28 protein-coding genes are annotated in these 26724 nt (G+C 64.6%); 11 read left to right on the forward strand and 17 right to left on the reverse strand.

The features are described 5' to 3' along the window. Positions 1 to 39: 39 nt before the first annotated feature. A complete protein-coding gene (locus tag FCK22_RS10495) occupies positions 40 to 567 on the reverse strand; it encodes a winged helix DNA-binding protein (protein WP_067262160.1) in 528 nt (175 codons plus the stop codon). 198 nt (positions 568 to 765) lie between these two features. Here FCK22_RS10495 and FCK22_RS10500 point away from each other — a divergent pair, with 198 nt between their 5' ends. Beyond that, the gene (locus FCK22_RS10500; RefSeq protein WP_067262162.1) at positions 766 to 1833 is read left to right on the forward strand and encodes a Hint domain-containing protein; all 1068 of its coding nucleotides are present in this window, start codon (positions 766 to 768) and stop codon (positions 1831 to 1833) included. Positions 1834 to 1869: 36 nt separating this feature from the next. Here FCK22_RS10500 and FCK22_RS10505 read toward each other — a convergent pair whose 3' ends face one another. Then, the gene (locus FCK22_RS10505; protein ID WP_067262164.1) at positions 1870 to 2439 is read right to left on the reverse strand and encodes a TlpA family protein disulfide reductase; all 570 of its coding nucleotides are present in this window, start codon (positions 2437 to 2439) and stop codon (positions 1870 to 1872) included. A gap of 23 nt (positions 2440 to 2462) precedes the next feature. Between FCK22_RS10505 and argH the strand changes: the two genes are divergently transcribed. From argH to FCK22_RS10530, 6 genes are read left to right on the forward strand one after another with little or no spacing between them, the layout of a single operon-like run. Further along, positions 2463 to 3854, forward strand: a complete 1392-nt coding sequence (gene argH / locus FCK22_RS10510) for an argininosuccinate lyase (protein WP_067262166.1) — start codon at positions 2463 to 2465, stop codon at positions 3852 to 3854. Then, positions 3851 to 4030, forward strand: coding sequence for a hypothetical protein (locus FCK22_RS10515; protein ID WP_067262173.1), 180 nt, complete (start codon positions 3851 to 3853; stop codon positions 4028 to 4030). The genes argH and FCK22_RS10515 overlap by 4 nt, the downstream gene beginning before the upstream one ends. A gap of 8 nt (positions 4031 to 4038) precedes the next feature. Then, positions 4039 to 4188 carry a hypothetical protein gene (locus tag FCK22_RS18920; protein ID WP_156505620.1) on the forward strand — a complete coding sequence of 50 codons (150 nt, stop codon included), beginning with the start codon at positions 4039 to 4041 and terminating at the stop codon, positions 4186 to 4188. Continuing rightward, positions 4188 to 4505 carry a DUF2834 domain-containing protein gene (locus FCK22_RS10520; protein ID WP_067262174.1) on the forward strand — a complete coding sequence of 106 codons (318 nt, stop codon included), beginning with the start codon at positions 4188 to 4190 and terminating at the stop codon, positions 4503 to 4505. The genes FCK22_RS18920 and FCK22_RS10520 overlap by 1 nt, the downstream gene beginning before the upstream one ends. Positions 4506 to 4532: 27 nt before the next feature. Continuing rightward, the gene (gene lysA, locus FCK22_RS10525) at positions 4533 to 5798 is read left to right on the forward strand and encodes a diaminopimelate decarboxylase (protein ID WP_067262175.1); all 1266 of its coding nucleotides are present in this window, start codon (positions 4533 to 4535) and stop codon (positions 5796 to 5798) included. 35 nt (positions 5799 to 5833) lie between these two features. Further along, on the forward strand, positions 5834 to 8386 hold the full coding sequence (locus FCK22_RS10530; RefSeq protein WP_067262177.1) for a DUF4175 domain-containing protein: 2553 nt from the start codon (positions 5834 to 5836) through the stop codon (positions 8384 to 8386). A 6-nt stretch (positions 8387 to 8392) separates the two neighbouring features. On the opposite strand, the gene FCK22_RS10535 is transcribed toward FCK22_RS10530, so the two are convergent. Beyond that, entirely contained in the window at positions 8393 to 9367 is a 975-nt protein-coding gene (locus FCK22_RS10535; RefSeq protein ID WP_136720412.1) for a zinc-ribbon domain-containing protein, read from the reverse strand. Positions 9368 to 9529: 162 nt separating this feature from the next. Here FCK22_RS10535 and FCK22_RS10540 point away from each other — a divergent pair, with 162 nt between their 5' ends. Genes FCK22_RS10540 through FCK22_RS10550 form a run of 3 tightly spaced genes read left to right on the forward strand, consistent with a single transcriptional unit; the run spans position 9530 to position 11846 of the window. After that, positions 9530 to 10207, forward strand: coding sequence for an ATP-binding cassette domain-containing protein (locus FCK22_RS10540; protein ID WP_067261931.1), 678 nt, complete (start codon positions 9530 to 9532; stop codon positions 10205 to 10207). Next, the gene (locus FCK22_RS10545; RefSeq protein WP_067261930.1) at positions 10204 to 11112 is read left to right on the forward strand and encodes an FtsX-like permease family protein; all 909 of its coding nucleotides are present in this window, start codon (positions 10204 to 10206) and stop codon (positions 11110 to 11112) included. Before FCK22_RS10540 ends, FCK22_RS10545 begins: the two co-directional genes overlap by 4 nt. Then, complete coding sequence (locus FCK22_RS10550) at positions 11109 to 11846, forward strand: lysophospholipid acyltransferase family protein (RefSeq protein ID WP_067261928.1); 738 nt, start codon at positions 11109 to 11111, stop codon at positions 11844 to 11846. The genes FCK22_RS10545 and FCK22_RS10550 overlap by 4 nt, the downstream gene beginning before the upstream one ends. 413 nt (positions 11847 to 12259) lie before the next feature. Here FCK22_RS10550 and lpdA read toward each other — a convergent pair whose 3' ends face one another. The 14 genes from lpdA to FCK22_RS10620 form a co-directional block, all read right to left on the reverse strand. Further along, the gene (gene lpdA, locus FCK22_RS10555; RefSeq protein ID WP_067261927.1) at positions 12260 to 13648 is read right to left on the reverse strand and encodes a dihydrolipoyl dehydrogenase; all 1389 of its coding nucleotides are present in this window, start codon (positions 13646 to 13648) and stop codon (positions 12260 to 12262) included. Positions 13649 to 13742: 94 nt separating this feature from the next. Continuing rightward, positions 13743 to 14138, reverse strand: a complete 396-nt coding sequence (locus tag FCK22_RS10560; protein ID WP_067261925.1) for an MAPEG family protein — start codon at positions 14136 to 14138, stop codon at positions 13743 to 13745. Further along, on the reverse strand, positions 14135 to 14398 hold the full coding sequence (locus FCK22_RS10565) for a hypothetical protein (protein ID WP_067261923.1): 264 nt from the start codon (positions 14396 to 14398) through the stop codon (positions 14135 to 14137). The genes FCK22_RS10560 and FCK22_RS10565 overlap by 4 nt, the downstream gene beginning before the upstream one ends. A gap of 11 nt (positions 14399 to 14409) precedes the next feature. Next, the gene (locus FCK22_RS10570) at positions 14410 to 14793 is read right to left on the reverse strand and encodes an MAPEG family protein (protein WP_067261921.1); all 384 of its coding nucleotides are present in this window, start codon (positions 14791 to 14793) and stop codon (positions 14410 to 14412) included. 79 nt (positions 14794 to 14872) lie between these two features. Continuing rightward, positions 14873 to 16456: a 2-oxoglutarate dehydrogenase complex dihydrolipoyllysine-residue succinyltransferase gene (odhB, locus tag FCK22_RS10575; RefSeq protein WP_067261920.1), complete on the reverse strand. Its 1584-nt coding sequence runs from the start codon at positions 16454 to 16456 to the stop codon at positions 14873 to 14875. 3 nt (positions 16457 to 16459) lie between these two features. Then, positions 16460 to 19420 (reverse strand): 2-oxoglutarate dehydrogenase E1 component, encoded by a 2961-nt coding sequence (locus FCK22_RS10580; RefSeq protein WP_067261918.1) that lies wholly within the window; start codon positions 19418 to 19420, stop codon positions 16460 to 16462. A gap of 305 nt (positions 19421 to 19725) precedes the next feature. Beyond that, entirely contained in the window at positions 19726 to 20613 is an 888-nt protein-coding gene (gene sucD, locus FCK22_RS10585) for a succinate--CoA ligase subunit alpha (RefSeq protein ID WP_067261915.1), read from the reverse strand. Positions 20614 to 20665: 52 nt separating this feature from the next. Beyond that, positions 20666 to 21352, reverse strand: coding sequence for a hypothetical protein (locus tag FCK22_RS10590; RefSeq protein WP_067261913.1), 687 nt, complete (start codon positions 21350 to 21352; stop codon positions 20666 to 20668). Between the two features lie 73 nt (positions 21353 to 21425). Continuing rightward, positions 21426 to 21719 (reverse strand): hypothetical protein, encoded by a 294-nt coding sequence (locus FCK22_RS10595; RefSeq protein ID WP_067261912.1) that lies wholly within the window; start codon positions 21717 to 21719, stop codon positions 21426 to 21428. 133 nt (positions 21720 to 21852) lie between these two features. After that, entirely contained in the window at positions 21853 to 23046 is a 1194-nt protein-coding gene (gene sucC, locus FCK22_RS10600) for an ADP-forming succinate--CoA ligase subunit beta (RefSeq protein WP_067261910.1), read from the reverse strand. Positions 23047 to 23269: 223 nt separating this feature from the next. Beyond that, positions 23270 to 24301 carry a MaoC family dehydratase gene (locus tag FCK22_RS10605; protein WP_067261908.1) on the reverse strand — a complete coding sequence of 344 codons (1032 nt, stop codon included), beginning with the start codon at positions 24299 to 24301 and terminating at the stop codon, positions 23270 to 23272. Further along, positions 24301 to 24504 carry a DUF1737 domain-containing protein gene (locus FCK22_RS10610; RefSeq protein ID WP_067261906.1) on the reverse strand — a complete coding sequence of 68 codons (204 nt, stop codon included), beginning with the start codon at positions 24502 to 24504 and terminating at the stop codon, positions 24301 to 24303. The genes FCK22_RS10605 and FCK22_RS10610 overlap by 1 nt, the downstream gene beginning before the upstream one ends. Before the next feature lie 14 nt (positions 24505 to 24518). Further along, positions 24519 to 25076: an NnrU family protein gene (locus tag FCK22_RS10615; protein WP_067261905.1), complete on the reverse strand. Its 558-nt coding sequence runs from the start codon at positions 25074 to 25076 to the stop codon at positions 24519 to 24521. Then, on the reverse strand, positions 25073 to 25939 hold the full coding sequence (locus FCK22_RS10620; protein ID WP_067261903.1) for a CoA ester lyase: 867 nt from the start codon (positions 25937 to 25939) through the stop codon (positions 25073 to 25075). Before FCK22_RS10620 ends, FCK22_RS10615 begins: the two co-directional genes overlap by 4 nt. Before the next feature lie 303 nt (positions 25940 to 26242). On the opposite strand from FCK22_RS10620, the gene FCK22_RS10625 reads away from it, so the two are divergent. Then, positions 26243 to 26569: a hypothetical protein gene (locus tag FCK22_RS10625; RefSeq protein ID WP_067261901.1), complete on the forward strand. Its 327-nt coding sequence runs from the start codon at positions 26243 to 26245 to the stop codon at positions 26567 to 26569. Positions 26570 to 26724: the final 155 nt, after the last annotated feature.

Below are 26724 nucleotides of genomic sequence, written 5' to 3' on the forward strand. Positions count from 1 at the left end.
GCTTTGGCAGGCGCGGGGGGCAGCCCTCGCGCCCGCGCTCTACAGCGAGGCCGCCGCGCGGCTCGCTTGGTCATATTGCCCCGACATCGCCCGAAGCTGCGCCGCAATCTTGCGCAGTTCCTCGCCCGAGATATCGGTGCGCGGCAAGCCATCCAGAAAACACGCCTGACGGATCGCGCGATAGGCTTCGCATAGCTCGGCGCCCGCAGGCGAGGTGCGATAGAACACCTCCTTGCCGCGCTTCTCTGCGCTCAGCAATTCGGCCTTCACCAGCTTGCGCAGCGCGTAGTTCACCGTATGCGTGTCTTCGATGTTGAGCAGGAAGCAAATATCCGTCAGCCGCTTTTCCCGGCCCCGGTGGTTGGCGTTGTGCAGCACGAGGATTTCCAGCGGCGTCAGATCGCCATTGCCCGCTGCCGCCATGCAACGCGACATCCAGCGCGTGAAGGCGTTATAGGCAATGATCATGCCATATTCGAGTTCGGAGGCCTCCCAGCCATCGCCCTCGGCCAAGTGACGTGAAGAGACGATCCGGCGTGACGGGGTGGGGGGTACTTCTTCCGACATGCGGTGCCTCCGGCTGTTTGACCCCTCTGACGTTACCAAGACGCTGACAATTTACAAGCGTTTCGCGGCGCTTCTCCGGTGCGGCAGGGGCAAAGATCAATTTGCAACAGGTTGCGCCGCCACATTCACGCCATCTTTCGCGCGGCCCCCGGCTTTGCTAGGCTGCTGGCAATAATAAACGAGGCAGGCAGAGCAGTTATGAAAACGGGCTTTCGGGGCACGTTTGTCATCAGCTGGTCGCAAACAGAGATCGACGGTCTGGAGGCCGCGCCGGTGCAGTCGCTCGAACTGGGCTCGGCCTGGGCGTGGCGCGGGGATACCATCCGGGTGGATGGGCCGAATGATGTGCTGCGGCTGGATATGGCGGACGGGGCAGAGCGGCTGCGCAAACGCGCGGCCCGCAAGGTGCAGCGCCTGATCGGGGCGGCACTAGAAGAGGGGGGCATGCTGCCGCCCGCGCCGCGGCGCGCCGTGGGCACGGCCCCGCTGCCCGATGACAGCTTCATGGCCACCAATGGCGCGCGGACCTATACCGTCACCCTGATCGACGCAGGCCCGGGGCGGATGCCGCTGCTGATGTTCGTCGATGAACTGCCCCCGCGCGACAGTGAGCTTTGGGTGATGCACAGCACCCTGACCCCCGCGCGCGATGACCGGCCCGAGCGCGGCGGGGTGATCTGTTTTACCCCCGGCACCCGCATCCGGACCCCCAAGGGCAGCGCCTTGATCGAAGAGTTGCGCGAGGGCGATCTGATCCAGACCAAGGACAATGGCGCACAGCCGCTGGAGTGGATCGGCAGCCGCCGGATGACAGGCGCGCGGCTACATGCCATGCCGCATCTGCGCCCCGTGCGCTTCCGCCCCGGTGCCTTGGGGATTGCCCAGCCCGACGCCCCGCTGCTGGTCTCGCCCGATCACCGGATCGTGCTGCAAGGCGCTCAGGCCCGTGATCTGTTCAACTGCGACGAAGTGCTGGTCGCCGCCAAGGACCTGATCAACGGCCGCAGCGTGGCCAGCGATATGTCCCTGCGTGAGGTGACCTATGTCCATGTGTTGCTGGCCGAACATCAGGTGATGTGGGCCAATGGGGTCGAAACCGAGAGCTTTCACCCCGCCTCGGCCCCGCTCACCAGCCTTGGCGCGCAGGACCGGGCGCGGCTGCTGGCGGCCTATCCGCAGCTTGAGACGGACCCGCACAGCTATGGCGGTTTCGCGCGGCGCAATCTCAGCACTTCGGAGGCGGCGATCCTGCAGCATGTGGCCTGAGGGCCGGGCCCGGAGGCCCGACCCCGCGTTAGGCGCTTAGCTCTCGGCGCCTTCTTCGATCAGGGCTGCGATGATCGCCCGTGCGCTGTCGGAATCCCATTTCGCATCGCCCTGCAACCGGGCAATCTCGCGCCCCTCACGGTCAAGGATCACGCTGATCGGCAGGCCGAATACGCCCATCTGGCTGGCGAGCTTTTGCTTCGGGTCTTGGTGGCGGGGCAGGCTGTCGACGCCGGCTTCCTCGAAGAACCGTTTGATCCCTTCTTCAGAGTTGCGCCCCGTGGCGATGGTCAGCACCTGAAAATCATCGCCGCCGAATTCCTTTTGCAGGGCATTCAACTGCGGCATTTCCTTGCGGCAGGGTGCGCACCATGTGGCCCAGAAGTTCACCAACACGACCTTGCCTTCGTAATCCGCCAGCGACATCGCCTCGCCATCGTCCTCACGCTCAAAGGTCACGTCAGAGGCCGCCTGCGGCGCGTCATGGATCACGAGTTTCTTCATGTCCCCTTCGCGCAGCCCCGCGATGTCAGCCGTTCCGGCAAGGGCGGGGTTTGCACCTGCGACAAGCAGCGTATAAACGAGGCCGAGCACAAGATTTTTCATACGTCCCTCCAAGGGTATTCAACATGACCGACACGACCTCGAACAAAATGTGGGGCGGGCGTTTCGCCGCCGGACCGGATGCGATCATGGAGGCGATCAATGCCTCGATCGGGTTCGACAAACGGATGGCCGCGCAAGACATCAAAGGGTCGCGTGCCCATGCCGCCATGCTGGCAGCCACAGGCATCCTGACTGATAACGACGCTGACGCGATACGGGAAGGGCTTCTCACAATCTTGTCAGAGATCGAAGAGGGCCGGTTCGAATTCTCCGCCGCGCTCGAAGACATCCACATGAACGTGGAGGCACGGCTGAAAGACCTGATCGGAGAGCCCGCAGGCCGCCTGCACACGGGCCGCAGCCGCAATGACCAAGTCGCGACCGATTTCAAACTCTGGGTGCGCGACCAATTGGACGCCGCCGATGAGGGGCTGCAAGCCCTGATCCGCGCGCTTTTGTCTCAGGCCGAAGCGGGGGCCGATTGGGTCATGCCGGGCTTTACGCATCTGCAAACCGCGCAGCCCGTGACATGGGGGCATCACATGATGGCCTATGTCGAGATGTTTGGCCGTGACCTGTCGCGCATCCGCGATGCGCGGGCGCGGATGAACGAATGCCCGCTGGGCGCCGCCGCATTGGCTGGCACCTCCTTCCCGATCGACCGCGAGATGACGGCAGAGGCGCTTGGTTTCGACCGGCCCGCCGCGAACTCCCTCGACGCCGTGAGCGACCGCGACTTCGCGCTGGAATTCATGTCAGCCGCCAGCATCTGCGCCATGCACCTGTCGCGCTTCGCCGAGGAACTGGTGATCTGGTCCTCCGCGCAGTTCCGCTTCGTGGCGCTGTCGGATCGCTTCTCGACCGGCTCGTCGATCATGCCGCAGAAAAAGAACCCCGATGCCGCCGAGCTCATTCGCGCCAAGGTGGGCCGCATCTTTGGGGCCAACACCGCCCTGATGATGGTGATGAAGGGGCTGCCGCTGGCCTATTCCAAGGACATGCAAGAGGACAAAGAGCAGGTCTTTGACGCTGCCGACAACCTGATGCTGGCGCTGGCCGCGATGACCGGCATGGTGGGCGACATGACCGCCGAGCGCGAGAACCTTGCCGCCGCCGCGGGCTCGGGCTTCTCCACCGCCACCGATCTCGCCGACTGGCTGGTGCGCGTGCCGAACCTGCCGTTCCGCGACGCGCATCAGGTGACCGGCACGCTGGTCGCCATGGCCGAGGCGCAGGGCTGCGATCTGCCCGACCTGACGCTGGAGCAGATGCAATCGGTCCATGCCGAGATCACGGCGGATGTTTTTGATGTGCTCGGCGTCGAAAATTCGGTAAACTCGCGCATGTCTTATGGCGGCACCGCGCCCGCGCAGGTGCGTGCCCAGATCGCGCGTTGGAAGGAAATCCTGAAGTGAAGCGCCTCCTTGCGGCCCTTTCCCTGTTGAGCCTTGCCGCCTGTGGCGCGGATGGTGAACCGGTGCGGCCCACGGCGAGCAGCAGCATCACCATGTCCTCGTCGGGCATCTCGGTAGGCACGGCGGTGGGGCTGCGCCGCGGGCCGTTCTCCGTCTCGCTCGGGGCCGGGTCGTGAGGCCGCTGTTGCAGATCACACTGGTGGCCGGGGCGCTTGCCTTGGCCGCTTGCACCCCGCCGCAGCCCAGCCCACGGCAGGCCGCGCCGACACCGCCGACCGAGCCGGGGATCAGCCTGTCGGGCTATGCCACCGTCGGCGTGGTCAAGAGTTTCTGATGTCGCTTTTGCGGATGCTCTACCTCGCCCTCGCGGTCTGGGGGGCGGTGCATCCGATGTATTACTTCGTCACATGGTTCAACGCCGAAGGCTGGAGCCTGAGCGCCATGGTGGACGCATGGCACGCCAATGCCGCCGCCAGTGGGCTGGTCTGGGATCTGACCATCGCTGCCGTCACTTTGACCATCTGGATCATTGCCGAAGTGGCCGTGCGGCGCAATTTCCTCAGCCTGATTGCCATTCCCGCCACGTTCTGTATTGGGGTGAGCTGTGGCCTGCCGCTCTATCTTTTCCTGCGGACAGCGCCCATCAGATAAGCGGTGACGACATGGGGCCAAGCGCAGATGGATCATTTTCTCTATAAAGACGGTGTGTTGCACGCCGAAGACGTAAGCCTGGCCGAGATTGCCGCTGCCGTGGGCACGCCTGTCTATGTCTATTCCACCGCCACGCTGCTGCGCCATTTCCACCTTTTTGACGATGCGCTGTCGGGGATGGACCATCTGGTCTGCTATGCGATGAAGGCCAATTCCAACCAAGCCGTCTTGCGCACGCTCGCGCAGGCGGGGGCGGGGATGGATGTGGTTTCGGGCGGGGAATACCGCCGGGCCAAGGCGGCGGGCGTGCCGGGCGATAAGATCGTCTTCTCCGGCGTTGGCAAGACCCGGGAAGAGATCGAACTGGCGCTGACGGGCGGCATCCGCCAGTTCAACGTCGAGAGCGAACCGGAGATGATCCTGCTGGATGTCGTGGCGCGCGAAGTGGGCAAAGTGGCCCCGATCACCATCCGCGTGAACCCGGATGTAGACGCGAAGACCCACGCCAAGATCGCCACCGGCAAGAGCGAGAATAAGTTCGGCATCCCCATCGCCCGCGCCCGCGAAGTCTATGCCATGGCGGCCAAGCTGCCGGGGCTCGAGATCATGGGCATCGACGTGCATATCGGCAGCCAGTTGACCGATCTCGCCCCCTTTGAGCAAGCCTATGGCAAGGTCGCGGAACTGACAGAGGTGCTGCGCGCCGATGGCCATGACATCCGGCGGCTCGACCTTGGCGGCGGCTTGGGCATCCCTTACGAGCGGTCGAACTCCGCCCCGCCGCTGCCCACGGATTACGGCGCGATGGTGCAGCGCACGCTGGGGCATCTGGGCTGCGAGGTCGAGATCGAGCCGGGCCGCTTGATCGCAGGCAACGCAGGTGTGCTGGTGAGCGAGGTGATCTATCTCAAATCCGGCGAGGGCCGCGATTTTCTGATCCTCGACGCCGCGATGAACGATCTGATCCGCCCTGCCATGTATGACGCTTGGCATGACATCGTGCCGCTGAACGAACCCGCCCCGGGGGCCGAACCGCGCCCCGTCGATATCGTGGGCCCGGTCTGCGAATCCGGTGATACTTTCGCCAAACAGCGGATGATGCCGGTGCTGGGCTCAGGCGATCTGGTGGCCTTCCGCTCTGCCGGGGCTTACGGCGCGGTGATGAGCAGCGAGTATAATTCGCGGCCCCTGATCCCCGAGGTGCTGGTGAACGGCGATCAATTCGCGGTTATCCGCCCACGGCCAAGCTTTGACGAAATGATAAACCGCGATACCATCCCTGAATGGCTTTGACGGCATCCCGCCGCCGGGCCACCGGAGCGTGACGCATGGAGACATCCACTGACAGGACAGACGGGCTGCGCGCTTTGCGTTGGCCGCTGCGGCTGACCTGGGCGGGGATGCTGGCCGAGGCGCTGGTGCAGGCGTTTTGGCCCATGTTAGCGCTGGTGCTGGCGGTGCTGGCGGCGCTGATGATGGGGGCGCAGGATGCTTTGGTGGGCGGCGCGCTTTGGGCCGTGCTGGCCGCTATCGGTCTTGCGGCCCTTTTTACTCTGTTCTTTGCCCTGCGCCGTTTCCGCCTGCCGTCCCGCGCGGCGGCGCTGGCGCGCTTGGATGCCAGCCTGCCGGGGCGGCCCATTCGCGCGCTCTTGGACGATCAGGTGATTGGCGCGGGCGATGCCGCCTCGGCGGCGGTCTGGCAAGCGCATCAGCGGCGCATGGCCGCGCGGGCGGCTGCGGCCGAGCCGGTGAAGGGCGACCTTCGGGTCGCGCAGGCCGATCCCTATGCGCTGCGCTATGTGGCGCTGCTTGGGTTCATCGTGGCGCTTGTCTTTGGCTCCGTCTGGCGGTTGGGGGAGGTGACGCATCTGGCCCCCGGCGGGGCGGGCGGCACGCTCGCCTCCGGCTCCGTTTGGGAAGGATGGGCCGAGCCGCCGCGCCATACCGGCAAGCCGACGCTCTACCTCAACGATCTTGAGGCCGGGGTGCTGTCGCTGCCTGAGGGCACGCTAATTACCCTGCGGCTCTATGGCGAATTGGGCGCGCTGACGGTGGCTGAGAACGTCTCGGGCCGCGAAGTGGCGGCATCCTCGGAACCCGCGCAGGATTTCACCCTGCGCCAAAGCGGTGAGATCAGCATCGACGGGCCGGGGGCGCGGGCGTGGCAGATCACGCTTTTGCCCGATGCCGTGCCGCAGGTCGAACGACTTGGCCCGCCTGAGGTGACCGCTTTGGGAGAGATGAGCCTGCCGTTCCTTGCGCGCGACGACTATGGCGTCGAAGCCGGGGAAGCGCGGATCAGCCTCGATCTGGCCTCGATCGACCGGCGCTATGGTCTGACCGTCGACCCCGAGCCGCGGCCTGAGATCGTCGTGCCGCTGCCCATGCCGATCAGCGGCGACCGGCGCGATTTCGAAGAGACGTTGATCGAAAATTTCTCGAAACACCCATGGGCCAATCTCCCGGTGTCGCTGCAACTTTCGGTCTTGGACGCCTCCGAACAGCAGGCCGTGACCGAGGTGAGCCAGTTGACCCTGCCGGGGCGGCGTTTTTTCGATCCGGCGGCGGCAGGGGTGATCGAGATGCGGCGCGATCTTTTGTGGTCGCGCGCCAATGCGCCGCGCATTGCGCAGGTGCTGCGCGCGGTGAGTTATGCCCCCGGCGATGATCTGCGCTCGGAGGTGACGGCGCTGCGGCTCAAGCAGGTGATCCGGCGGTTGGAATTGCGGGCGCGCTACGGGCTGGACGAAGAGGTGCAGACCGAGCTGGCCGAAGACCTTTGGGCGCTGGCGATTGAGTTGGAAGAAGGCGTGCTGGCCGATGCGCTTGAGCGGATGCGCCGCGCGCAGGATCGGTTGAACGAGGCGATGAAGAACGGCGCCTCTCAGGCCGAAATCGCCGAGTTGATGGACGAGTTGCGCCGCGCCACCGAAGACTACCTTGAGCAACTCCAGCGACAGCAGGCGCAAGAGGGCGCGGGCGAAGACCAGCAGCCGCAGGGCGAGGCGATGCAGATGACCCAAGACGATCTGCAGCGCATGATGGACCGCATTCAGGAGTTGATGGAACAGGGCCGCATGGCCGAAGCCGCCGAGGCGCTGCGCCAGTTGCAGGAAATGATGGAGAACATGCGCGTCACCGAAGGCCAGCCCGGACAGGGCGGCAATTCGCCCGGTGAACAGGCGATGGAGGGGCTGTCGGATACGCTGCGCGAGCAACAGGGGCTGAGCGATCAGGCCTTCCGCGACCTGCAAGAGCAGTTCAACCCCGGCACCGGCGCGGGGGAGAGTGACGGCAACGAAGGCCGCAACGGCGGGCAAGGGCGCGGCGAGAGCCATGAAGGGCAGCGCGGGCAGGGCGGCCCCTCTGGCGAAGAAGGGGGCGAGGAAGGGCTGGCCGGACGCCAGCAAGCACTGCGCGACGCGCTGCGCCGCCAGCAAGGGCGTTTGCCCGGGCAGGGCACGGCTGAGGGGGACGCGGCCCGCGACGCGCTGGACCGCGCGGGAGAGGCGATGGACCGCGCCGGAGAGGCGCTGCGCCGCGATGAACTGGCCGAGGCGATCGACAATCAGGCGCAGGCGATGGAGGCGCTGCGCGAGGGCATGCGCGCCCTCGGTGAAGCGATGGAGCAGGAGCAACGCGCAGGCCAGCCGGGCCAAGGCACGGCAGAGGGCGGCGATCAGCGTGGCGAGGGGCGCGATCCGCTTGGGCGAGAGCAGGGCGGCAGCGGGGCCAACAGCTCGGACGCGCCGCTGGCGCAGGGGCCGGACGATCAAGGTCGCGCGCGGCGGTTGCTGGACGAAATCCGCCGCCGCTCGGGCGAGGCGGAGCGGCCCGAGGTCGAGCGGGATTACCTTAACAGGCTGTTGGATCGGTTCTGATCGAGATTAACCCTGCGACTGGGTCGCCACGGTGTCGAGCCAGACCAGCAGGTCTTGCAACTGCCCGTCGAGCCAGAGCCGCGCATCGTCCATCCATGCCACATAGGATGACAGATAGGGATCGGCCTGCGGCAGGGATTGCGCGATCTCGGGCGCGTAGACATAGACCGCCGCGAGAAGGGCCGCCAAGACGATCATTATAGTGAACCCCCGCATGAACCCGCCGGATTTCTGCGGCTTTTCGGGGCGGTCGAGCGCGGCGGTGGGGGTGGGCCCGGCCTGCGCGCCCTCTTGCCCGTCATGGCGCAGGGTCGAATTGATCTCTTCGATATCGGGCAGAAGATCGCGGCGCGAGGCGCTGCCATAGGCGTCGACCTCGCTTTCGGGCACCGGCTCTCCGCGCATCTTGGCCATGCGCAGCCGGGCCTCATGGGCGCGGCGGGCGTCTTCATCCTCGGGCACATGGTCTTCCGCGGCGATCTCGGGCGTGCGCTGCGGCTGGGGCGCGTCGTCTAGGCCGAGGTCCGGCTGGCTTTCCAGCGGTTCCGACTGGCGGCGGCGGCGGGCTTCTTGCTCTGCCGCGGCCTCTTGGCGGAGGATCTCGGCGATGGCGGGGTCGAGGGGGCGGCGCACCGGCGCGGCGGGGGCGGGCTGGGGCGTTTCCTCCTCGGGGTCGAATGCGTCTTCAAAGTCGTCGTCTTGATCGTCTTCGAAGGGCGCGTCTTCCTCTTCATCGCCGAAGGGCTGCAAATCCGGCAGGCTTGCCGCTGCGGCGGCTTCTGTGTCCTCATCCGAGCCGCGCTGCTTCATCCGCATCACGTCGTCGGCGAAATCATCCTCTTCGGCCTCCGGCGCATTGTCGGGGTGATGCTGGAACCAGGTCTGCCCGCAGTTGGAACATTGCACATCACGCCCCGCCGCCGGCATCACATCGTCGGGGACTTCGTATTGCGCGTCGCAGTTGGGGCAGATCAGCCGCATGGTCATTCCTGGGTTCGTTCGGTGCTCTGAGATCGTAACGGGCAGCATATGTCCTAGAATAACGTAGGAAAAGTGATATCTGGGCAGGGTGCTGGGGTTCTGAGTGATTGAATCCTTTCCGGTGCTGAGGCACAACAGGTCGAAGTTTTTTAAGGTGGATGCGTGATAGAGCTCGAAAATGTGGCCTACAGCTATGGCGGGGGCGAATTGCTGTCCGACATCACGCTGAAACTCGCCCCCGGATCGTTCCATTTTCTGACCGGCCCCTCGGGCGCGGGCAAGACCACCCTAATGAAGCTCTGCTACGGGGCGCTTTTGCCCACGGCGGGGCATCTGCGGATGTTCGGGCAAGATGTGCGCGGGCTGGGGCGCGATGACATCGCGTTGATGCGCCGCCGTGTCGGCGTGGTGCACCAAGACGTGAAATTCCTCGACCACCTCCCGCTGACCGAGAATGTGGCCCTGCCGCTTAATGTGTCGGGCCGCGGGGCCGAGGCGGGGGGCACCGATCTGGAAGAATTGATGTCTTGGGTTGGCCTCACCAACCGGGCCGACGCTCTGCCGCCTGAGCTCTCGGGCGGGGAGCGGCAGCGGGCCGCATTGGCGCGCGCGGTGATCATGTCGCCCGATGTGATCCTCGCCGATGAGCCGACGGGGAATATCGACTGGGAGATGTCCCAGCGGCTGCTGCGCCTGCTGATCGAGTTGAACCGCATGGGCAAGACCGTGTTGATCGCCACCCATGATCTGGGCCTCATCCGCGCCACCAAGGCGCATGTGCAGGCCCGCGTGCTGCGCATCGCGAACCGGCGCATCCAACTGGCGGGGGCGGATCTGTGAAGCGCTTCGATCTGGGCGCCCTGCGCGCGATTTTCAAAGGCGACCGGCAGGCCGACCGCGTGGTGCCGCCTTCGGGGTTCACCGCGCAACTGACCCTTTTCGCCGCGGGGGCGATGGCCTTTCTGGCGGTCTTTGCCTTGGCGCTGTCGCTGGCCTCGGGCCGGTTGGCGCGGGTCTGGGGGCAGGAGTTGGCGCAGTCGGCGACGGTGCGGATCGTGGCGCCGCTGGACCAACGCGCGGCCCAGACGGAGGCGGCTTTGAAGGTGTTGCAGACGACCAAGGGCGTGGCCTCGGCCCGTGCGCTGACGGATGCGGAACAGGAAGAGTTGCTCGCCCCGTGGTTCGGCCCGGAATTGGCGATGGAGAACCTGCCGGTGCCGCGCCTGATCGAAGTGGTCGAGGAAGGCGAGGGGTTGGACCCTGTGGGATTGCGCCTGCGCTTGTCGGCTGAAGTGCCGGGCGCGGTGCTTGACGATCACAGCCGTTGGCGCGCGCCGCTGGTGGCGGCAGCGAGCCGCCTGCGCCTCTTGGGCTGGATTTCGACGCTGCTGATCGGGGCGGCGGTGGCTGCGATGGTGACGCTTGCCGCGCAGGCCGCGCTGGCCGCCAATGCGCAGGTGATCGCGGTGCTGCGGCTTGTGGGGGCGACCGATGATTATATCGCGCGGGCCTTCATCCGCCGTTTCACCCTGCGCGCGCTTCTGGGCGCGGCGGCGGGCACGGCTTTGGGCATGATCGCGGTGGTGTTGCTGCCTGACGCGGGCGAGGCAGGCGGATTTCTGACCGGTCTGGGCTTCCAAGGCTGGCATTGGGCCGTGCCGTTGATGGTGCCGCTTCTCGTCGGCGCGGTCGCCTTTGCCGCCACCGGGGCCGCCGCCCGGCGTACATTGAGGGAGTTGACATGAAGCTGCTGCAATGGGTCCGCTCGATCCTCTATATCGTGCAGGTGACCGTGGCGATGCCGGTGATCGGGCTGGCCTTCGCGCCTTGGGCGATGTTTTCCAAACGCGGCGCCTATGCGGGCTGCAAAGCCTATGCCGCTTGGGCCATGTGGACGGCGCGTTGGCTGATCGGCTTGCGCTGCGAAGTGCGCGGCCAAATCCCCGAGGGTGAGGTTCTGATCGCGGCCAAACATCAATCGTTCCTCGATATCATCATGATCTTCCACGCCCTGCCGCGGGCCAAGTTCATCATGAAGCGCGAGGTGCTTTGGATGCCGGTGATCGGGCAATACACCAAGCGGATGCAAATGATCGCCGTGAACCGGGGCAAGCGCGGGCAGGCGATCACCAAGATGATGGAAGACGTGAACGCGGGCCGGGTGGAGCCGGGGCAGATTGTGATCTATTCCCAAGGCACCCGCGTCGCCCCGGGGCTGAGCGCGCCTTACAAGGTCGGCACGGCGGTGCTTTACGATCAACTGGGGCAGGTCTGCGTGCCTGCGGCGACCAATGCGGGCTACTTCTGGCCGCGCCGGGGGCTCTACCGCCGACCGGGCTTGGCCGTGGTGGAGTTTCTGGAGCCGATCGAGCCGGGGCTGGACAAGCGCGTCTTCATGGCGCGGTTGGAGCAGGAGGTGGAGAGCCACTCCGACGCGCTGCTGCGCGAGGCGGGGTGGCGGCCTGCGGAGGCGGGGTAGGCGCGGGGCGCTCGCCTTTTTGGTCTGAGGCCTCTCGGAATGACACGCCCGGCCGCAGGCCGGGCAGCGCCGACCCGCCCCCCTGGGGCGGCGCTTTCAGCACCACCCCGCGGGTCGGCGCTGCCCTTCGCAATTTATCGGCATGCTGTAGTGCCCGCTGAAACGATGGTTTCGCGGGATGCAATCTTGGATATTTAGGAAGCCGTTCGAAAGTGGCGGCGCCGCCGAGGGTGGTGGAAAGAGCAGGCGTCACCCTGCATGTCTCTACGTATCGACATGACCCGCGAGGGGCCTCGTCTTCCGTGAATGTCGCGACGGGGGAGGTTGTAGGGCAGGGATGTTAACGCGCGATAGCCGCAGCGAGCGCCGCCTGCGCAACGAAAAGGGGCGGACCCTTGGCCCGCCCCGTCGTCTTACATGTGGATCGGCCCGTCGCCGCAGGCCAGTGCGGCTTCGCGCACGGCTTCAGAATAGGTCGGGTGCGCGTGGCAGGTCATCGCCAGATCCTGCGCCGAGGCGCCGAATTCCATCGCCACGCAGACCTCGTGGATCAGATCGCCCGCGCCGGGGCCGATGATGTGGCAGCCGAGGATGCGGTCGGTCTCCTTATCGGCGATGAGCTTGACGAAACCGTCGCCGGCAAAGACCGCCTTGGCCCGTGCGTTGCCCATGAAGGAGAACTTGCCGACCTTGTAGGCGCGGCCCGCTTCCTTCAGCGTCGCCTCGGTTTCGCCCACGCTGGCGACTTCCGGGTGGGTGTAGATCACGCCGGGGATCACGCCGTAGTTCACATGGCCATGCTTGCCCGCGATGACTTCGGCGGCGGCCATGCCTTCGTCCTCGGCCTTATGGGCCAGCATCGGGCCTTCGATCACGTCGCCGATGGCATAGACGCCTTTGACGGAGGTCTCCCAATGCTCGTTGACAGCGATCTGGCCGCGCTCGGTCATCTTGATGCCCAGATCGTCGAGCCCCATGCCCTTGACCACCGGCTTGCGGCCTGTGGCGACGAGCACGGCATCGGCTTCGATCTCATGTTCGCTGTCGTCCTTGCGCAGCTTGTAGCTGACCGTGGCCTTGCCCTTGGCGACTTCGGTCTTCTGCACGGCAGCGCCCATGACGAAGTTCAGCCCCTGCTTTTTCAGCATGCGCTGGAAGGTCTTTTGCACCTCGGGGTCCATGCCGGGGGTGATCACGTCGAGATATTCGACGACCGTAATCTCGGTGCCGAGACGGGCATAGACGCTGCCCAGTTCCAGCCCGATTACGCCTGCGCCGATTACCACCATCTTCTTGGGGATCTTGCCCAGTTCCAGCGCGCCGGTGGAGGTCACGACGGTTTTCTCATCGACCTCGACGCCCGGCAGCCCTGCAGGCTCGGACCCGCTGGCGATGATGATGTTCTTGGCCTCATGGACCTCATCACCGACCTTGACCTTGCCCGCTTCGGGGATCGACCCCCAGCCCTTCAGCCAGTCGATCTTGTTCTTCTTGAACAGAAATTCGATGCCCTTGGTGTTGGTCTCGATGGTCTTGTCTTTGTAGGTCAGCATCTGCTTCCAATCGACGGTCGGCGCTTTCGCCTTCAGACCCATCTCTTCGAAATTATGCTCGGCCTCATGCAGCATATGCGTGGCGTGGAGCAGCGCCTTGGAGGGGATGCAGCCCACGTTGAGGCAGGTGCCGCCGAGGGTCTCACGGCCTTCGACACAGGCGGTTTTCAGGCCCAGTTGCGCGCAACGGATGGCGGCGACATAGCCGCCGGGGCCGGAGCCGATCACGATGACATCATAGCTCGACATGGGGGGTCTCCTTAGCAGTCGGGTGGTGCAGGCAAGGTATGAGGCGCGGGTTTCAGGTGCAAGCGCCGCTGCCTGCGGGTGTTTGGGGATAGGGTTAAATGAGGGCCGCCAGCAGCATCAGCATGGTCGCGGCGAAACCGACGATCCAGATGAACGACCGATGCGGGCGCAGGCCAAGCGCATAGGCGGGAACATAAAGCAGCCGGGCGATGAGATAGACCCAAGCGCAGGCGGCGGTGAAGGCGGTGTTCTGGGCCGACATCTGCACCACGCCCACGGCGATGCCGAAAAGGATCAGCCCTTCGAAATGGTTGTCCAATGCGCGGCCCAGACGGGCGGTGCGGTCGCTCATCGCGCGCGACGGCTCACGGTCACGCGCCGACATGGTGTAGCCGGGGCCAAGCTCACGGTTGGCGGGCACGGCGTAGAGCACGAATTGCAGCCCTTGCAGCAGGGCCGCGAGGGTCAGGACGGTCAGCTCGGCGCTCATGCGGATTTCACGAAATAGGCGGTGGAGCTGGTCACGGTGCCCTTGTCATCGCTGCTCAGCGCATCGGAGCGGGCGAGCCAGTCATCGGCCTTTTTGCGGTCGTTCACATCCAACAGGACAGAGGCTTTGGTGCTGCTGTCGGCGTGTTTCCAGATTTGCAGCACCGAGAGCCCGGCATTGCGCCGCGCCTCGGCATCGGCGTCGAATGCGTTTTTCCAAGCGGCGAAATCGGTGACGTCGAAGTGGCAGATCATCTGCATGGGAATGCCTTTCAGAGCGCGTGGAAATAGAGAACGGCGGTGGCGGCATAGCCTGCGAGCCACGCCAGCGTGCGGATCGTCGGCACACCGAGTGCATAGACGATCAGATAGATGATCCGCGCCAGCAGAAAGACCTGCGCGGCGAGCAAGGTGGCGCTGTTGTTGCGGCCCATGATCTCGACCAGCAGCACGGCGGGGGCGAAGACCGCCATGGCCACGACGGAATTGTCGAGCGCGCGGCCCAGACGGGCGGTCATGCCGGTGGTGGTGCGCGTCTCATCGCGCGAGGACATCAGGTAGCCCATCGAGAGTTGCCGGGTCGCGCCAAGCACCTGCAAGAGGATCGTCAGCATCACCAGAAGGCCATAGGCGGCGAGGAGGGTGGTTTCACTCATGGTCTGTGTCCTTTCGCTTTGTGGGAAAATCCACGGGTCCACAGGTAGATAGGGCGGGGGTCGCCCCCCGCCCATAGTATCACAGATCCATCAGCAGGCGGCGCGGATCTTCGAGCATCTCTTTGACGCGGACGAGGAAGGTCACAGCGCCCTTGCCGTCGATCAGGCGGTGGTCGTAGCTGAGCGAGATATACATCATCGGACGGATCACGACCTCACCGTTGATCGCCATCGGGCGGTCCTGAATCTTCGCCATGCCGAGGATGCCGGACTGCGGCGGGTTCAGGATCGGCGCGGTCATCAGCGAGCCGTAGACGCCGCCGTTGGAGATGGTGAAGGTGCCGCCGGTCATGTCGGCCATGGTGAGCTTGCCGTCACGGGCCTTCTTGCCCATGGCGTTCACGGCCTTCTCGATCTCGGCGAAGGACATCGCGTCGGCGTCCTTGATCACCGGCACCACGAGGCCCGTGGGCGTGCCCGCGGCGACGCCGATATGGACGTAGTTCTTGTAGATCACGTCGGTGCCGTCGATCTCGGCGTTGACCTCGGGGATCTCTTTCAGCGCGTGGCAGCAGGCCTTGGTGAAAAAGGACATGAAGCCCATCCGCACGCCGTGCTTCTTCTCGAAGTCGGCCTTGTAGGCGTTGCGCAGGGCCATGACCTCGGTCATGTCGACCTCGTTGAAGGTCGTCAGGATCGCGGCGGTGTTCTGCGCTTCTTTCAGGCGGCGCGCCATGGTCTGCTTGAGGCGGGTCATCTTGACGCGCTCTTCGCGGGCGGCGTCATCGGGGGCGGAGGCAGCGCGCGGCGCGGTCGGCTTCGCCTCGGCTTTCGGCGCGGAGGCGCCTGCGGCCACGGCTTTGGCCACGTCTTCCTTCATCACTCGACCGTCACGGCCCGAAGCTGTGACCTGATCGCGGCTGATGCCCGCTTCGGCCATCGCCTTTTTGGCGGAAGGCGCGTCTTCGACATCCTTGCCATCGGCGGGCTTGGTCTCAGGCGCGGCACCGGCGCCGGATTGCGCGTCTTCACCCTTGGGGGCGGCAGCGCCCGCGCCGGTGGTCAGCGCGGCCAGCGTGGCGGACGCTTCGACGGTGCTGCCTTCTTCGGCAAAGATCTCGGCCAGCACGCCTGCGGCGGGGGCGGGGACTTCGACGCTAACTTTGTCGGTCTCCAACTCGCAGAGCATCTCATCGGCTTCGACCTTGTCGCCGACCTTTTTGAACCAAGTGCTCACGGTCGCTTCGGTCACCGACTCGCCCAAGGTGGGCACCAGCACGTCAATGCTTTGACCTTCGCGCGCGGCGACTTCGGTAGCGCCTGCGTCGATGGCTTTGGGCGCATCGCCGCCACGGTCGGACTGGGAGGCGGCGCCAGAGTCTTCGGCGGCTTCCTTGGCCTTGGGCGCAGCGGCAGAACCGCTGTCGCCTTCGCTGACATTGGCCAGCAGGGCGTCGACGCCCACGGTGTCGCCTTCTTGGGCCACGATCTCGCTCAGGGTGCCGGCGACGGGGGAGGGCACCTCGACCGTCACCTTGTCGGTTTCCAGCTCGCAGAGCATTTCATCCACCGCGACGGTATCGCCGGGTTTCTTGAACCATGTGGCAACGGTGGCTTCTGTGACGGATTCGCCCAGCGTTGGGACGCGTACTTCGCTTGTCATGGTTTACTTTCCTTTGATGGTCAGCGCCTCGTCAACGAGGGCGGCTTGTTGTGCTTTGTGCTGGCTGGCCAGACCCGTGGCGGGCGAGGCCGAGGTGGCGCGGCCCACATAGGAGGCGCGGCCATGTTTCGCGTCGATGCGGCCCAGAACCCATTCGATATTGGGCTCGATGAAGGACCATGCACCTTGGTTCTTGGGCTCTTCCTGACACCAGATCATCTCGGCCCCTTTGAAACGTTCCAGCTCCTTCACGGCGGATTGCGCGGGGAAGGGGTAGAACTGCTCAAAGCGCAGGAGGTAGATGTCGTCGATGCCGCGGGCGTCACGCTCTTCCAGCAGGTCGTAATAGACCTTGCCCGAACACATTACCACGCGCTTGATCTTGTCATCCGCGACCAGTTTGGTGTCGGAGTTGCCCTTTTCGGCGTCATCCCAGAGCACGCGGTGGAAGCTCGACCCAGTGGTGAATTCATCGGCCTTGCTGATGGCCAGCTTGTGGCGCAGCAGCGACTTGGGCGTCATCAACATCAGCGGCTTGCGGTAGCTGCGGTGCAGCTGGCGGCGCAGGATGTGGAAGTAGTTGGCGGGCGTGGTGCAGTTCGCCACGATCCAGTTGTCGCCGCCGCACATGGTGAGGAAACGCTCCAGACGGGCCGAGGAGTGCTCGGGCCCCTGACCTTCGTAGCCATGCGGCATCAGGCAGACGAGGCCCGACATCCGCAGCCATTTGCTCTCCCCGCTCGAGATGAACTGATCGAACATGATCTGCGCGCCATTGGCGAAGTCGCCGAACTGCGCTTCCCAGAGCGTCAGCGCGTTGGGTTCGGCAAGGCTGTAGCCATACTCGAAACCCAGCACCGCATATTCGCTGAGCATCGAGTCGATGACCTCATAGTCGGCTTGGCCCTCGCGGATGTGGTTCAGCGGATAGTAGCGGTCTTCGTTCTCTTGGTTGATGAAGGCCGAGTGGCGCTGGCTGAAGGTGCCGCGGGTGCTGTCCTGACCCGACAGACGGACCTTGTAGCCCTCGGTCAGCAGCGAGCCGAAGGCGAGCGCCTCTGCCGTGGCCCAGTCGAAGCCCTCACCGCTTTCGAACATCTTCTTCTTCGCGTCGAGCAGACGGCCGATGGTCTTGTGCAGCGGGAAGCCTTCGGGCGCGGTGGTGATCGCCTTGCCGACGTCTTGCAGCGTTTCGGGGGCGATGGCGGTTTTGCCGCGTTGGTAGGACTTGTTCTTTTTGTCCATGCCGGACCATTTGCCGTCGAGCCAGTCAGCCTTGTTCGGACGGTAGTCTTTCCCGGCCTCGAACTCATCATTGAGATGGTTCTGGAAGGCGGTCTTCATGTCTTCGATCTCCCCCTCGGGGATCAGACCGTCGGCCACCAGACGCGAGGTATAGAGGCTCAGCGTGGTTTTCTGTTTCTTGACGCTCTTGTACATCACCGGGTTGGTGAACATCGGCTCATCGCCTTCGTTGTGACCAAAGCGGCGGTAGCAGAAGATGTCGATGACCACGTCCTTGTGGAACTTCTGGCGGAACTCGGTCGCGACGCGGGCGGCATGGACCACGGCTTCGGGGTCATCGCCGTTGACGTGGAAGATCGGCGCCTCGACCACAAGCGCGTTGTCGGTCGGATAGGGGGAGGAGCGCGAGAAATGCGGCGCGGTGGTAAAGCCGATCTGGTTGTTCACCACGATATGCATGGTGCCGCCGGTCTTGTGGCCCTTGAGGCCCGAAAGCGCGAAACATTCGGCCACGACGCCTTGACCCGCGAAGGCCGCGTCACCGTGCAGCAGCACGGGCATGACGGCGGTGCGGTCCTCGTCGTTGAGCTGGTCCTGCTTGGCGCGGACCTTGCCCAGCACCACGGGGTTCACCGCCTCAAGGTGGGAGGGGTTCGCGGTGAGCGACAGGTGCACGGAGTTGCCGTCAAACTCACGGTCGGAGGAGGCGCCGAGGTGGTATTTCACATCGCCCGAGCCATCCACATCGTCAGGCTTGAAGCTGCCGCCTTGGAATTCGTTAAAGATCGCGCGGTAGGGCTTCTGCATCACATTAGCAAGGACCGAGAGGCGGCCCCGGTGCGGCATGCCGATGACGATGTCCTTGACGCCCAACTGGCCGCCGCGCTTGATGATCTGCTCCATCGCCGGAACAAGGCTTTCGCCGCCATCAAGGCCGAAACGCTTGGTGCCCATGTATTTGACGTGCAAGAACTTTTCGAAACCCTCGGCTTCGACCAGCTTGCTCAGGATCGCCTTGCGGCCTTCCTTGGTAAAGGCGATTTCCTTGCCGTAGCCTTCGATCCGCTCTTTCAGCCAACCGGCCTGCTCGGGGTCGGAGATATGCATATATTGCAGCGCGAAGGTGCCGCAGTAGGTCGAGCGGACGATGCCGACGATCTGCTTCATGGTGGCCACTTCGAGGCCGAGCACATTGTCGATGAAGATCGGGCGGTCCATGTCGGCATCGGTGAAACCGTAGGACTTGGGGTCAAGCTCGGGCTGTTCGCCCATGTCGCGCATGCCCAGAGGGTCGAGCGTCGCGGCGAGGTGGCCACGGATGCGGTAGGCGCGGATCAGCATGAGCGCGCGGATGCTGTCGAGCACGGCGGCGCGGATTTGATCGTCGGAAACGGGAACGCCCTTTTCCTCGGCCTTCTTCTTGATCTTCTCGCCTGCGGCTTTCGCCTCGGTCGGTTCGGGCCAGACGCCGGTCAGCGCGCCCATCACCTCGCTCTGCGGGGCGGGGGGCCAATCGGGGCGCGCCCAAGAGGGGCCAGCGGCTTCGGCCTGCGCGGTTTCGGCGTCATCGCCCATCGCCGCAAAGAACGTTTGCCATGCTTCATCAACCGCGTTGGGATCGTTGGCATAGCGGGCGTACATCGCCTCAAGATATTCCGCGTTGTCGCCTTCCATAAAGGACGAGGCGTGGAATTGTTCGTTGGCGGGTTGGTCGGTCATTGGGTCACCTTTGTTCGGCGGGGCAGACGGGACAGGGTCAGAATCAGGGTCGGTCTATAGTCAGGCCCGGGGCGGGGGGCCATAGGTATCGGAGGCGGAGGTGCAGGGCCCTGCGGGGCCGCCGGATCGGGCGCTTGCCCGCGGGCCGGCGCCGGGCGAAAACGGGCAGAGATTGACCGCGGTCTGAATGTGCATCTTGCCCTCCTTCGCTGTCGGCGGCGCCGGGTGGTTTTTATCAAGACCCCGCAAAACATAGTGCTTTGCGGAGTGGGTCAATGGACGGGCCGTGGCCCGCCCGGCAGGCATCAGCCCTTGTCGATCGCTTCTTTGACCGCTTCGCCCAGTGTCGCGGGGCTGTCGGCGACCACGATCCCGGCTTCTTTCATCGCTTCGATCTTGCTCTCCGCGTCGCCCTTGCCACCGGCGACGATCGCGCCTGCGTGGCCCATGCGGCGTCCGGGAGGGGCGGTGCGGCCCGCGATGAAACCGGCGGTAGGCTTCCAACGGCCCTTCTTCTTCTCATCGGCGAGGAACTGTGCCGCTTCCTCTTCGGCGGAGCCGCCGATTTCGCCGATCATGATGATCGACTGTGTTTCGTCATCGGCAAGGAACATCTCCAGCACGTCGATATGCTCGGTCCCTTTGATCGGGTCGCCGCCGATGCCCACGGCAGAGGATTGGCCGAGGCCCATGTCGGTGGTCTGCTTGACGGCCTCATAGGTCAGCGTGCCCGAGCGCGACACGACGCCGACGGAGCCGCGGCGGTGGATGTGGCCCGGCATGATGCCGATCTTGCAGGCGTCGGGCGTGATGACGCCGGGGCAGTTCGGCCCGATCAGGCGCGACTTGGAGCCTTCGAGCGCGCGGGCCACGCGGGCCATGTCGAGCACCGGGATGCCTTCGGTGATGCAGACGATCAGCTCCATCTCGGCGTCGATCGCCTCAAGGATCGAGTCGGCGGCGAAGGGGGGCGGGACGTAGATCACGGAGGCATTGGCCTCGGTCGCGTGTTTGGCTTCATGCACGGAGTTGAAGACCGGCAGGTCGAGATGCGTTTGACCGCCTTTGCCCGGTGTCACGCCGCCGACCATCTTGGTGCCATAGGCGATGGCCTGTTCGGTGTGGAACGTCCCCTGCGAGCCGGTCAGACCCTGACAGATGACTTTGGTGTTTTCGTTGACTAGTACGGCCATGATTTCTTCCTTGGTCGGTGATGTTTAATCCCGGGGGCAGGCCCCGGGGGCGTCAGACGCGGTGCGCCCGGTTGGTGGGATGGGCCGTGGCAGGCGCAGGGCCGGGCCACAGCAGGATGGCGACGAGGAACATGACCGGGATGCCAAGCTCCCCGATCTCCTCGACGACGAAGGCGGTGCGTTCGGCATCGGCGCTGACCTCGATCCCCAAGGGGGCGAGTTTGCGCGCGATGCCGTCGAGCAGTTTGTAAGCGACGGTGAAACCGATCCCCAGCAGGACAGCCCCCGCCCAAGCGCGGCCCCGAAACAGGGCCGTGAGATAGGGCCGGGCGTGACGCCAGAGCATCAGCAGGATGGCAGTGACGATCAGCGCAAGGACCAACCCGGCGATCAGCCTTTCGCCGAGCGGGACGCCCTCACCAGTATACTGCCGGGCTTTGAACAGGCCGCGGGTGAACAGGATTTTGTCGAGGTCCAACTCACGCGCCGCCATGACCGCCAGCACCAGCGGCAGATACCAGACCCGCAACACCGCGCCGCGCAGGGTCCAGACCAATGCGAGAATGCAAAGGAGGTAACCCACGACGGAGAGGCTTTCGTAAAAGCCGCCTTCGGCCAGCAGGGTGGTTTGGGTGGCGGCGGGCAGGCCGTTCACAACGACCATCTGCGCGGCAAAGGCCAGGATCAGGGCAAGGATCACCCACCAGCCCGCGCGGGGAGAGGAAAGCGCCTGTGTCATAGGCCCGCCTTTCGCGGGGCGCTGTCGCGCTTGGCCGCATGTTGAGTAAAGGGGGCGAGTGACAGCACGGGCATCAGTAAAGCTGCTCATCTTGATCGACCAGCAGGTCCAGCACCCGCAGGGTCAGCAGACCCGCGCCCATGATCATCAGGCTGCGGCCAATGGAGCCGGTGAGGTTCGACGGCAGGATCATCGCCAGCCCGTCACGGGATTTCCGCGCGGCGCGGCGGAACCCGCGGTCGTGGCGCCGGTGGTTGACCGGTTCGGGCAGGCGCAGGGCGCCGGGTTGCCATTGGCGGATCAGAATGCCCGCCCCCAATAGCGCAATACCCGTCAAAACGGGGGAGGATTTGGGAGATTGATCCATACTGACCTCATTGCGTGATCGGGTGGGCGCGGCGCGGTGTCGTCGCATCTGCCCCCGCCGCCGCAGGGCGGCGGGAACGGTGGTATCGGCCATGCCCGCGGGCGCGAAGCCCTGCGGGATTGGCCAAAAAGGCTTAGCCTTTGACCGCTTTCACGATCTTCTGCGCGCCATCTTTCAGGTCGTCGGCGGCGATGACGTCGAGACCGGAGTTGTTGATGATCGCCTTGCCTTCTTCGACATTGGTGCCTTCGAGACGGACAACCAGCGGCACTTGCAGCCCGACCTCTTTCACCGCGGCGACAACGCCCTCGGCGATGACGTCACAGCGCATGATGCCGCCGAAGATGTTCACGAGGATGCCTTTGACGTTCTCATCGGAGGTGATGATCTTGAAGGCTTCGGTCACTTTCTCCTTGGTCGCACCACCGCCCACGTCGAGGAAGTTGGCAGGCTCCGCACCGTAAAGCTTGATGATGTCCATGGTCGCCATCGCAAGGCCCGCGCCGTTCACCATGCAGCCGATCTCACCGTCGAGCGCGATGTAGTTCAGGTCATACTTGGAGGCTTCGAGTTCCTTGGCGTCTTCCTCGGTCTCGTCGCGCAGGTTGGCGATGTCGGGCTGGCGGTACATGGCGTTGCCGTCGAAACCGACCTTGGCGTCGAGCACCTTGAGCTCGTTGCCGGGCATGACGATCAGCGGGTTGATCTCCAGCATCTCCATGTCCTTCTCGATGAAGGCTTTGTAGAGCTGACCCATCAGCTTGACGCATTGCTTGACGGCGGCGCCCTCAAGACCCAGCGAGAAGGCAACGCGGCGGCCGTGATAGGGCTGGTAGCCGGTGGCCGGGTCGACGGAGAAGCTCAGGATCTTCTCGGGCGTGGCTTCGGCCACTTCCTCGATGTCCATGCCGCCTTCGGTGGAGCAGACAAAGGAGATGCGGCTGGTCTGACGGTCGACCAGCAGCGCGAGGTACAGCTCACGCTCAATGTCGGAGCCGTCTTCGATGTAGATGCGGTTGACCTGCTTGCCAGCCGGGCCGGTCTGGTGCGTGACCAGTGTTTTGCCCAGCATCTTCTTGGCTTCTTCGGCCGCTTCTTCCACGGATTTGGCAAGGCGCACGCCGCCCTTTTCGCCAGCAGCGGCTTCTTTGAAGCTGCCCTTGCCGCGACCGCCTGCGTGAATCTGCGCTTTGACAACCCAGAGGGGCCCGTCCATTTCGCCGGCTGCGTTCTTGGCGTCTTCTGCCTTCAGCACAACGCGGCCGTCGGAGACAGGGGCGCCATAGCTGCGCAGGAGGGCTTTTGCCTGATATTCGTGGATGTTCATGAAAACGGTCCCGTTTCTGTTCCAGTTGCCCCGTAGTATGGGGATGACTTTCGTTCCTGTAAGGGTTTTTTCGGAGAAAGCCGGGTTTGACCAGCTAAAAATGAGTTTTGTGATCACACGATAAATACGTGTGATCACATTTCCGCTCAGCGGCTCCGAATCGGCTGATTTTTGCTTGAATAAGGGGGGATAGGCCGCCCCACCGAAGGGGCGGACCGGCTGTTTAGCGCGGCATGAGCGCCCAGTAATCGAGGTCAAGCAAAACCTCGGGGCGGTATTTTCCGGCCTCATCGCGCAGCTCGAAGGGGGCGCCGCCCTTGGTCGCCACAAGGCGCAGACGCAGCGCGCCGACACCGGGGGCCGCAGTCTCGGCCTTGTCGAGCACTTCGGTCCAGGCACGCACGGTATCGCCCGCAAGGCAGGGGTTGGCATGGGCGCCGCCGTTCAGCCCCACGACCATTTGCGCATTGGCCAGCCCGTTGAAGGACAGCGCGCGGGCCATGGAGATCACATGACCGCCATAGATCAGCCGCGAGCCATCGGGGCGGGCGGAGGTGTCGAAATGCACCTTGGCGGTGTTCTGCCACAGGCGCGTGGCCATCATGTGTTCGGCCTCCTCAATCGTGACGCCGTCGACATGGTCGATCTTTTCGCCGACCACATAGTCGCCCCAGCGGTGCGGCTCCCCGGCGCGGGCGAAGTCGTAATTGGTAAAGTCGAGGCCCTGCGGGATGTGCAATTGATCCACGGTCAGCGCATCGGGCAGATCCGGCAGGGTGGTCTCGGGCGCGGGGGCGTCGAGGTCGCCTTTGCGGACCATGACCCAGCGGACATAGTCGAGCACCTTTTCGTCATTCTGGTTCAGCCCTGTGGTGCGGACCCAAACGACGCCGGTCTTGCCGTTGGAGTTTTGCTTGAGGCCGATGACCTCGCTTTCCGCGCGCAGCGTGTCGCCGGGCCAGACGGAGCGCAGCCAGCGGCCTTGGGCATAGCCCAGATTGGCCACGGCATTGAGCGAGACATCCGGCACGGTTTTGCCAAAGACGATGTGAAAGGCGATCATATCGTCGAGCGGGCTGGCCTTCAGCCCGCAGGACTGGGCGAAACTGTCGGCGGAATAGAGCGCGTGCCGGGCGGGGTAGAGCGCGTGATAAAGCGCGCGTTCGCCCGCACCGACCGTGCGGGGCACCGCGTGATGCAGCACCTCGCCCAGCTTGTAGTCTTCGAAAAAGCGGCCCCGGTTGGTCTTGCTCATCACTGCTCGCCCAATTTGGTGTCGGGCGAATAGGTGCCGGGGGCGTCTTTCACCACGGCCTGGCCGCAGCGCATGACCCCGGCCTTGTGGTCCCATGTTTGGGTGGGGGAGCCGTAAAGCTCCCAGCCTTTGTTCAGCGCATCGGTGACCTTGTGGCAAAAGGCGGATGTGTCTTCTTCGGAGAGGAAGCGGTAAACTTTCATGGAAGGCTCCGGGATCAATGGGGGAAGGGGATGACGCCGAGCCATGTGTGAATGCCGGCGACGAGAACGAAGAGGATCGTGGAGATCACGATGAGGCGGATATAGGTGGCGCGGCCTGCGTGGGGCGGGGGTGTCCAGCCCGGCTCGGCGCGGTTGATCAGGATCACCTCGCTCACCGCCCAGCCGAGCATGGTGCCAAAGAGCAGGATGGAGGCGAGATCGCCGTTGACTAGAAGGTGTGCCGTGGCCCAGATTTTCACCGCCAGCAGTTGCGGGTGACGGGTTTTATAGGCGGGCCATGCCTTGGCGCCCTTAGCAGCGCTGGAGCCGAAGACCCAAAAGGCCAGTACCATCAACAGGTTGTTGATGTGGATGAAGAAGCTGGGCGGGGTCCAGACCGGAATGAATTCCGCTGCGCGATAGCCCCAGATGATGAGGGCCAGCGCCACGACCAATGCGGCGGCCACCGCGCCCCGGCCTGCGGTGCCCATCTGCGCCCGTTGGGCAGGCATCAGGCGTTTGAAGAGATGGGCCCCGATCCAAAGGATCAGGCCGAGGATGAGGATTGTCATGGCGAAGGCTCCGGGCTCATGGCTGCAATTGCCGCCAGTTTTGCCAGTGTTTCGCGGGCGGTGGCAACATGGAGATTTTCCACGATTTTACCATCGACGACCGCCACGCCCTGACCTGCGGCCTGCGCCTCTTCATAGGCGTCGATCTGGCGGCGGGCGAGGGCGGCTTCTTCCTCTGATGGGGTAAAGGCCGCATTGGCGATGTCGAGCTGTGCGGGGTGGATCAGCGTTTTGCCGTCGAACCCCATGTCGCGGCCCTGTGCGCATTCGTCGCGCAGCCCGTCTTCGTCTTTGAACGCGTTATACACCCCGTCGATGATCGCCACGCCATGCGCTTTGGCGGCCAGCAGGCAAAGCCCGAGGCCGGTGATCAGCGGCAGGCGGTCGGGGCGGAAGCGGGTTTGCAGGTCTTTCGCCAGATCGTTGGTGCCCATGACCATGGCCTGCAACTGGCGGTGCCCGGCGATGGCGGCGGCGTTCAGCATGGCGCCCGGGGTCTCCATCATCGCCCAGAGGGGAATGTCGCCCACGATCTCGGCCAGCGCTTCGAGATCGGCGGGCGAGCCGACTTTGGGCAAGAGAATCGCATCGGGGTTCATTGCGGCGGCGGCGCGGGCGTCATCGGCGCCCCATTCGGTATCGAGCCCGTTGATCCGCACCACCCGCATCCGCGTGCCGTAGCCGCCCTCGGCCAGTGCCTCGGCCAATGTTTCACGTGCAGCGATCTTTTCGTCGGGGGAGACGGCATCTTCGAGGTCGAAGATCACCGCGTCGCAGGCCAATCCGCGGGCCTTGTCCAAGGCACGGGGCTTGGAGCCGGGAATGTAGAGAACGGAACGCAGGGGGCGGGTTGTGGCGGTCATGAGAGGCTCCTCGGGCAGGGCGGCGCGCTGGCCGCCTAACATTGTTGCGCACAGAGGGGCATTTTTGTGCGAAAACTTCAAGGCAAAACATGCCGCGACGCAGCGAAGCTGTTGCGGTGATTTCCGCGCGGCGGATTAACCAGTCTTTCAGCCTTGAGGCGCACTGTCCGTTGCATCGCATCTGCGGCAGTTTTCAGCGCAGCGGATGCAGTCATTTCAACCAAGGCTGCTTTGGGGCCGGTGCGAAAGACGGCGCATTGCCATCCCCCAAGGATCACGCCTTTCGATGCGAAGGCAGATGCTATGACAGGTTTCGTTAAATTTCTTCACCTCGCGGCGCTCACCGCCGCTTCGGCGATTGTGCTGGCCACCACGACCGAGGCGCAGACGCCGCGCAATTGCGCGCCGCGCGATCATGTGGTGCTGCGGCTGGCCGATGGCTATGGCGAGACGCGCCAGTCCATGGGGCTGGGCGGCGATAATGCGGTGGTTGAGGTTTTCGCCTCTGACCAGACGGGCAGTTGGACGATCACGGTCACCGGGGTCAACGGCATCACCTGTCTTGTCGCCTCGGGCCAAGGGTTCGAGGCGCTGGCGGAGGAGTTGCCCGCCAAGGGCGAAGACGCCTGAGAGTGGATTATATCGGGAAAGCGCGGGCGGCCTAGGGCCGCCTTTTCTATGTTTGGGGCCTGCCGATGCTTGGGCGAAGTCCCGCCATTTATTTGTGCCGCCGTGGAACTGGAGAGGGCCATCCGGGTTGTGGTTCCAGAAGAGCAAGCAACGCT

Origin of the sequence: Sulfitobacter sp. 15WGC (genome assembly GCF_005068605.1) — a bacterium.
GTDB classification, from domain to species: Bacteria; Pseudomonadota; Alphaproteobacteria; order Rhodobacterales; family Rhodobacteraceae; genus Sulfitobacter; species Sulfitobacter faviae.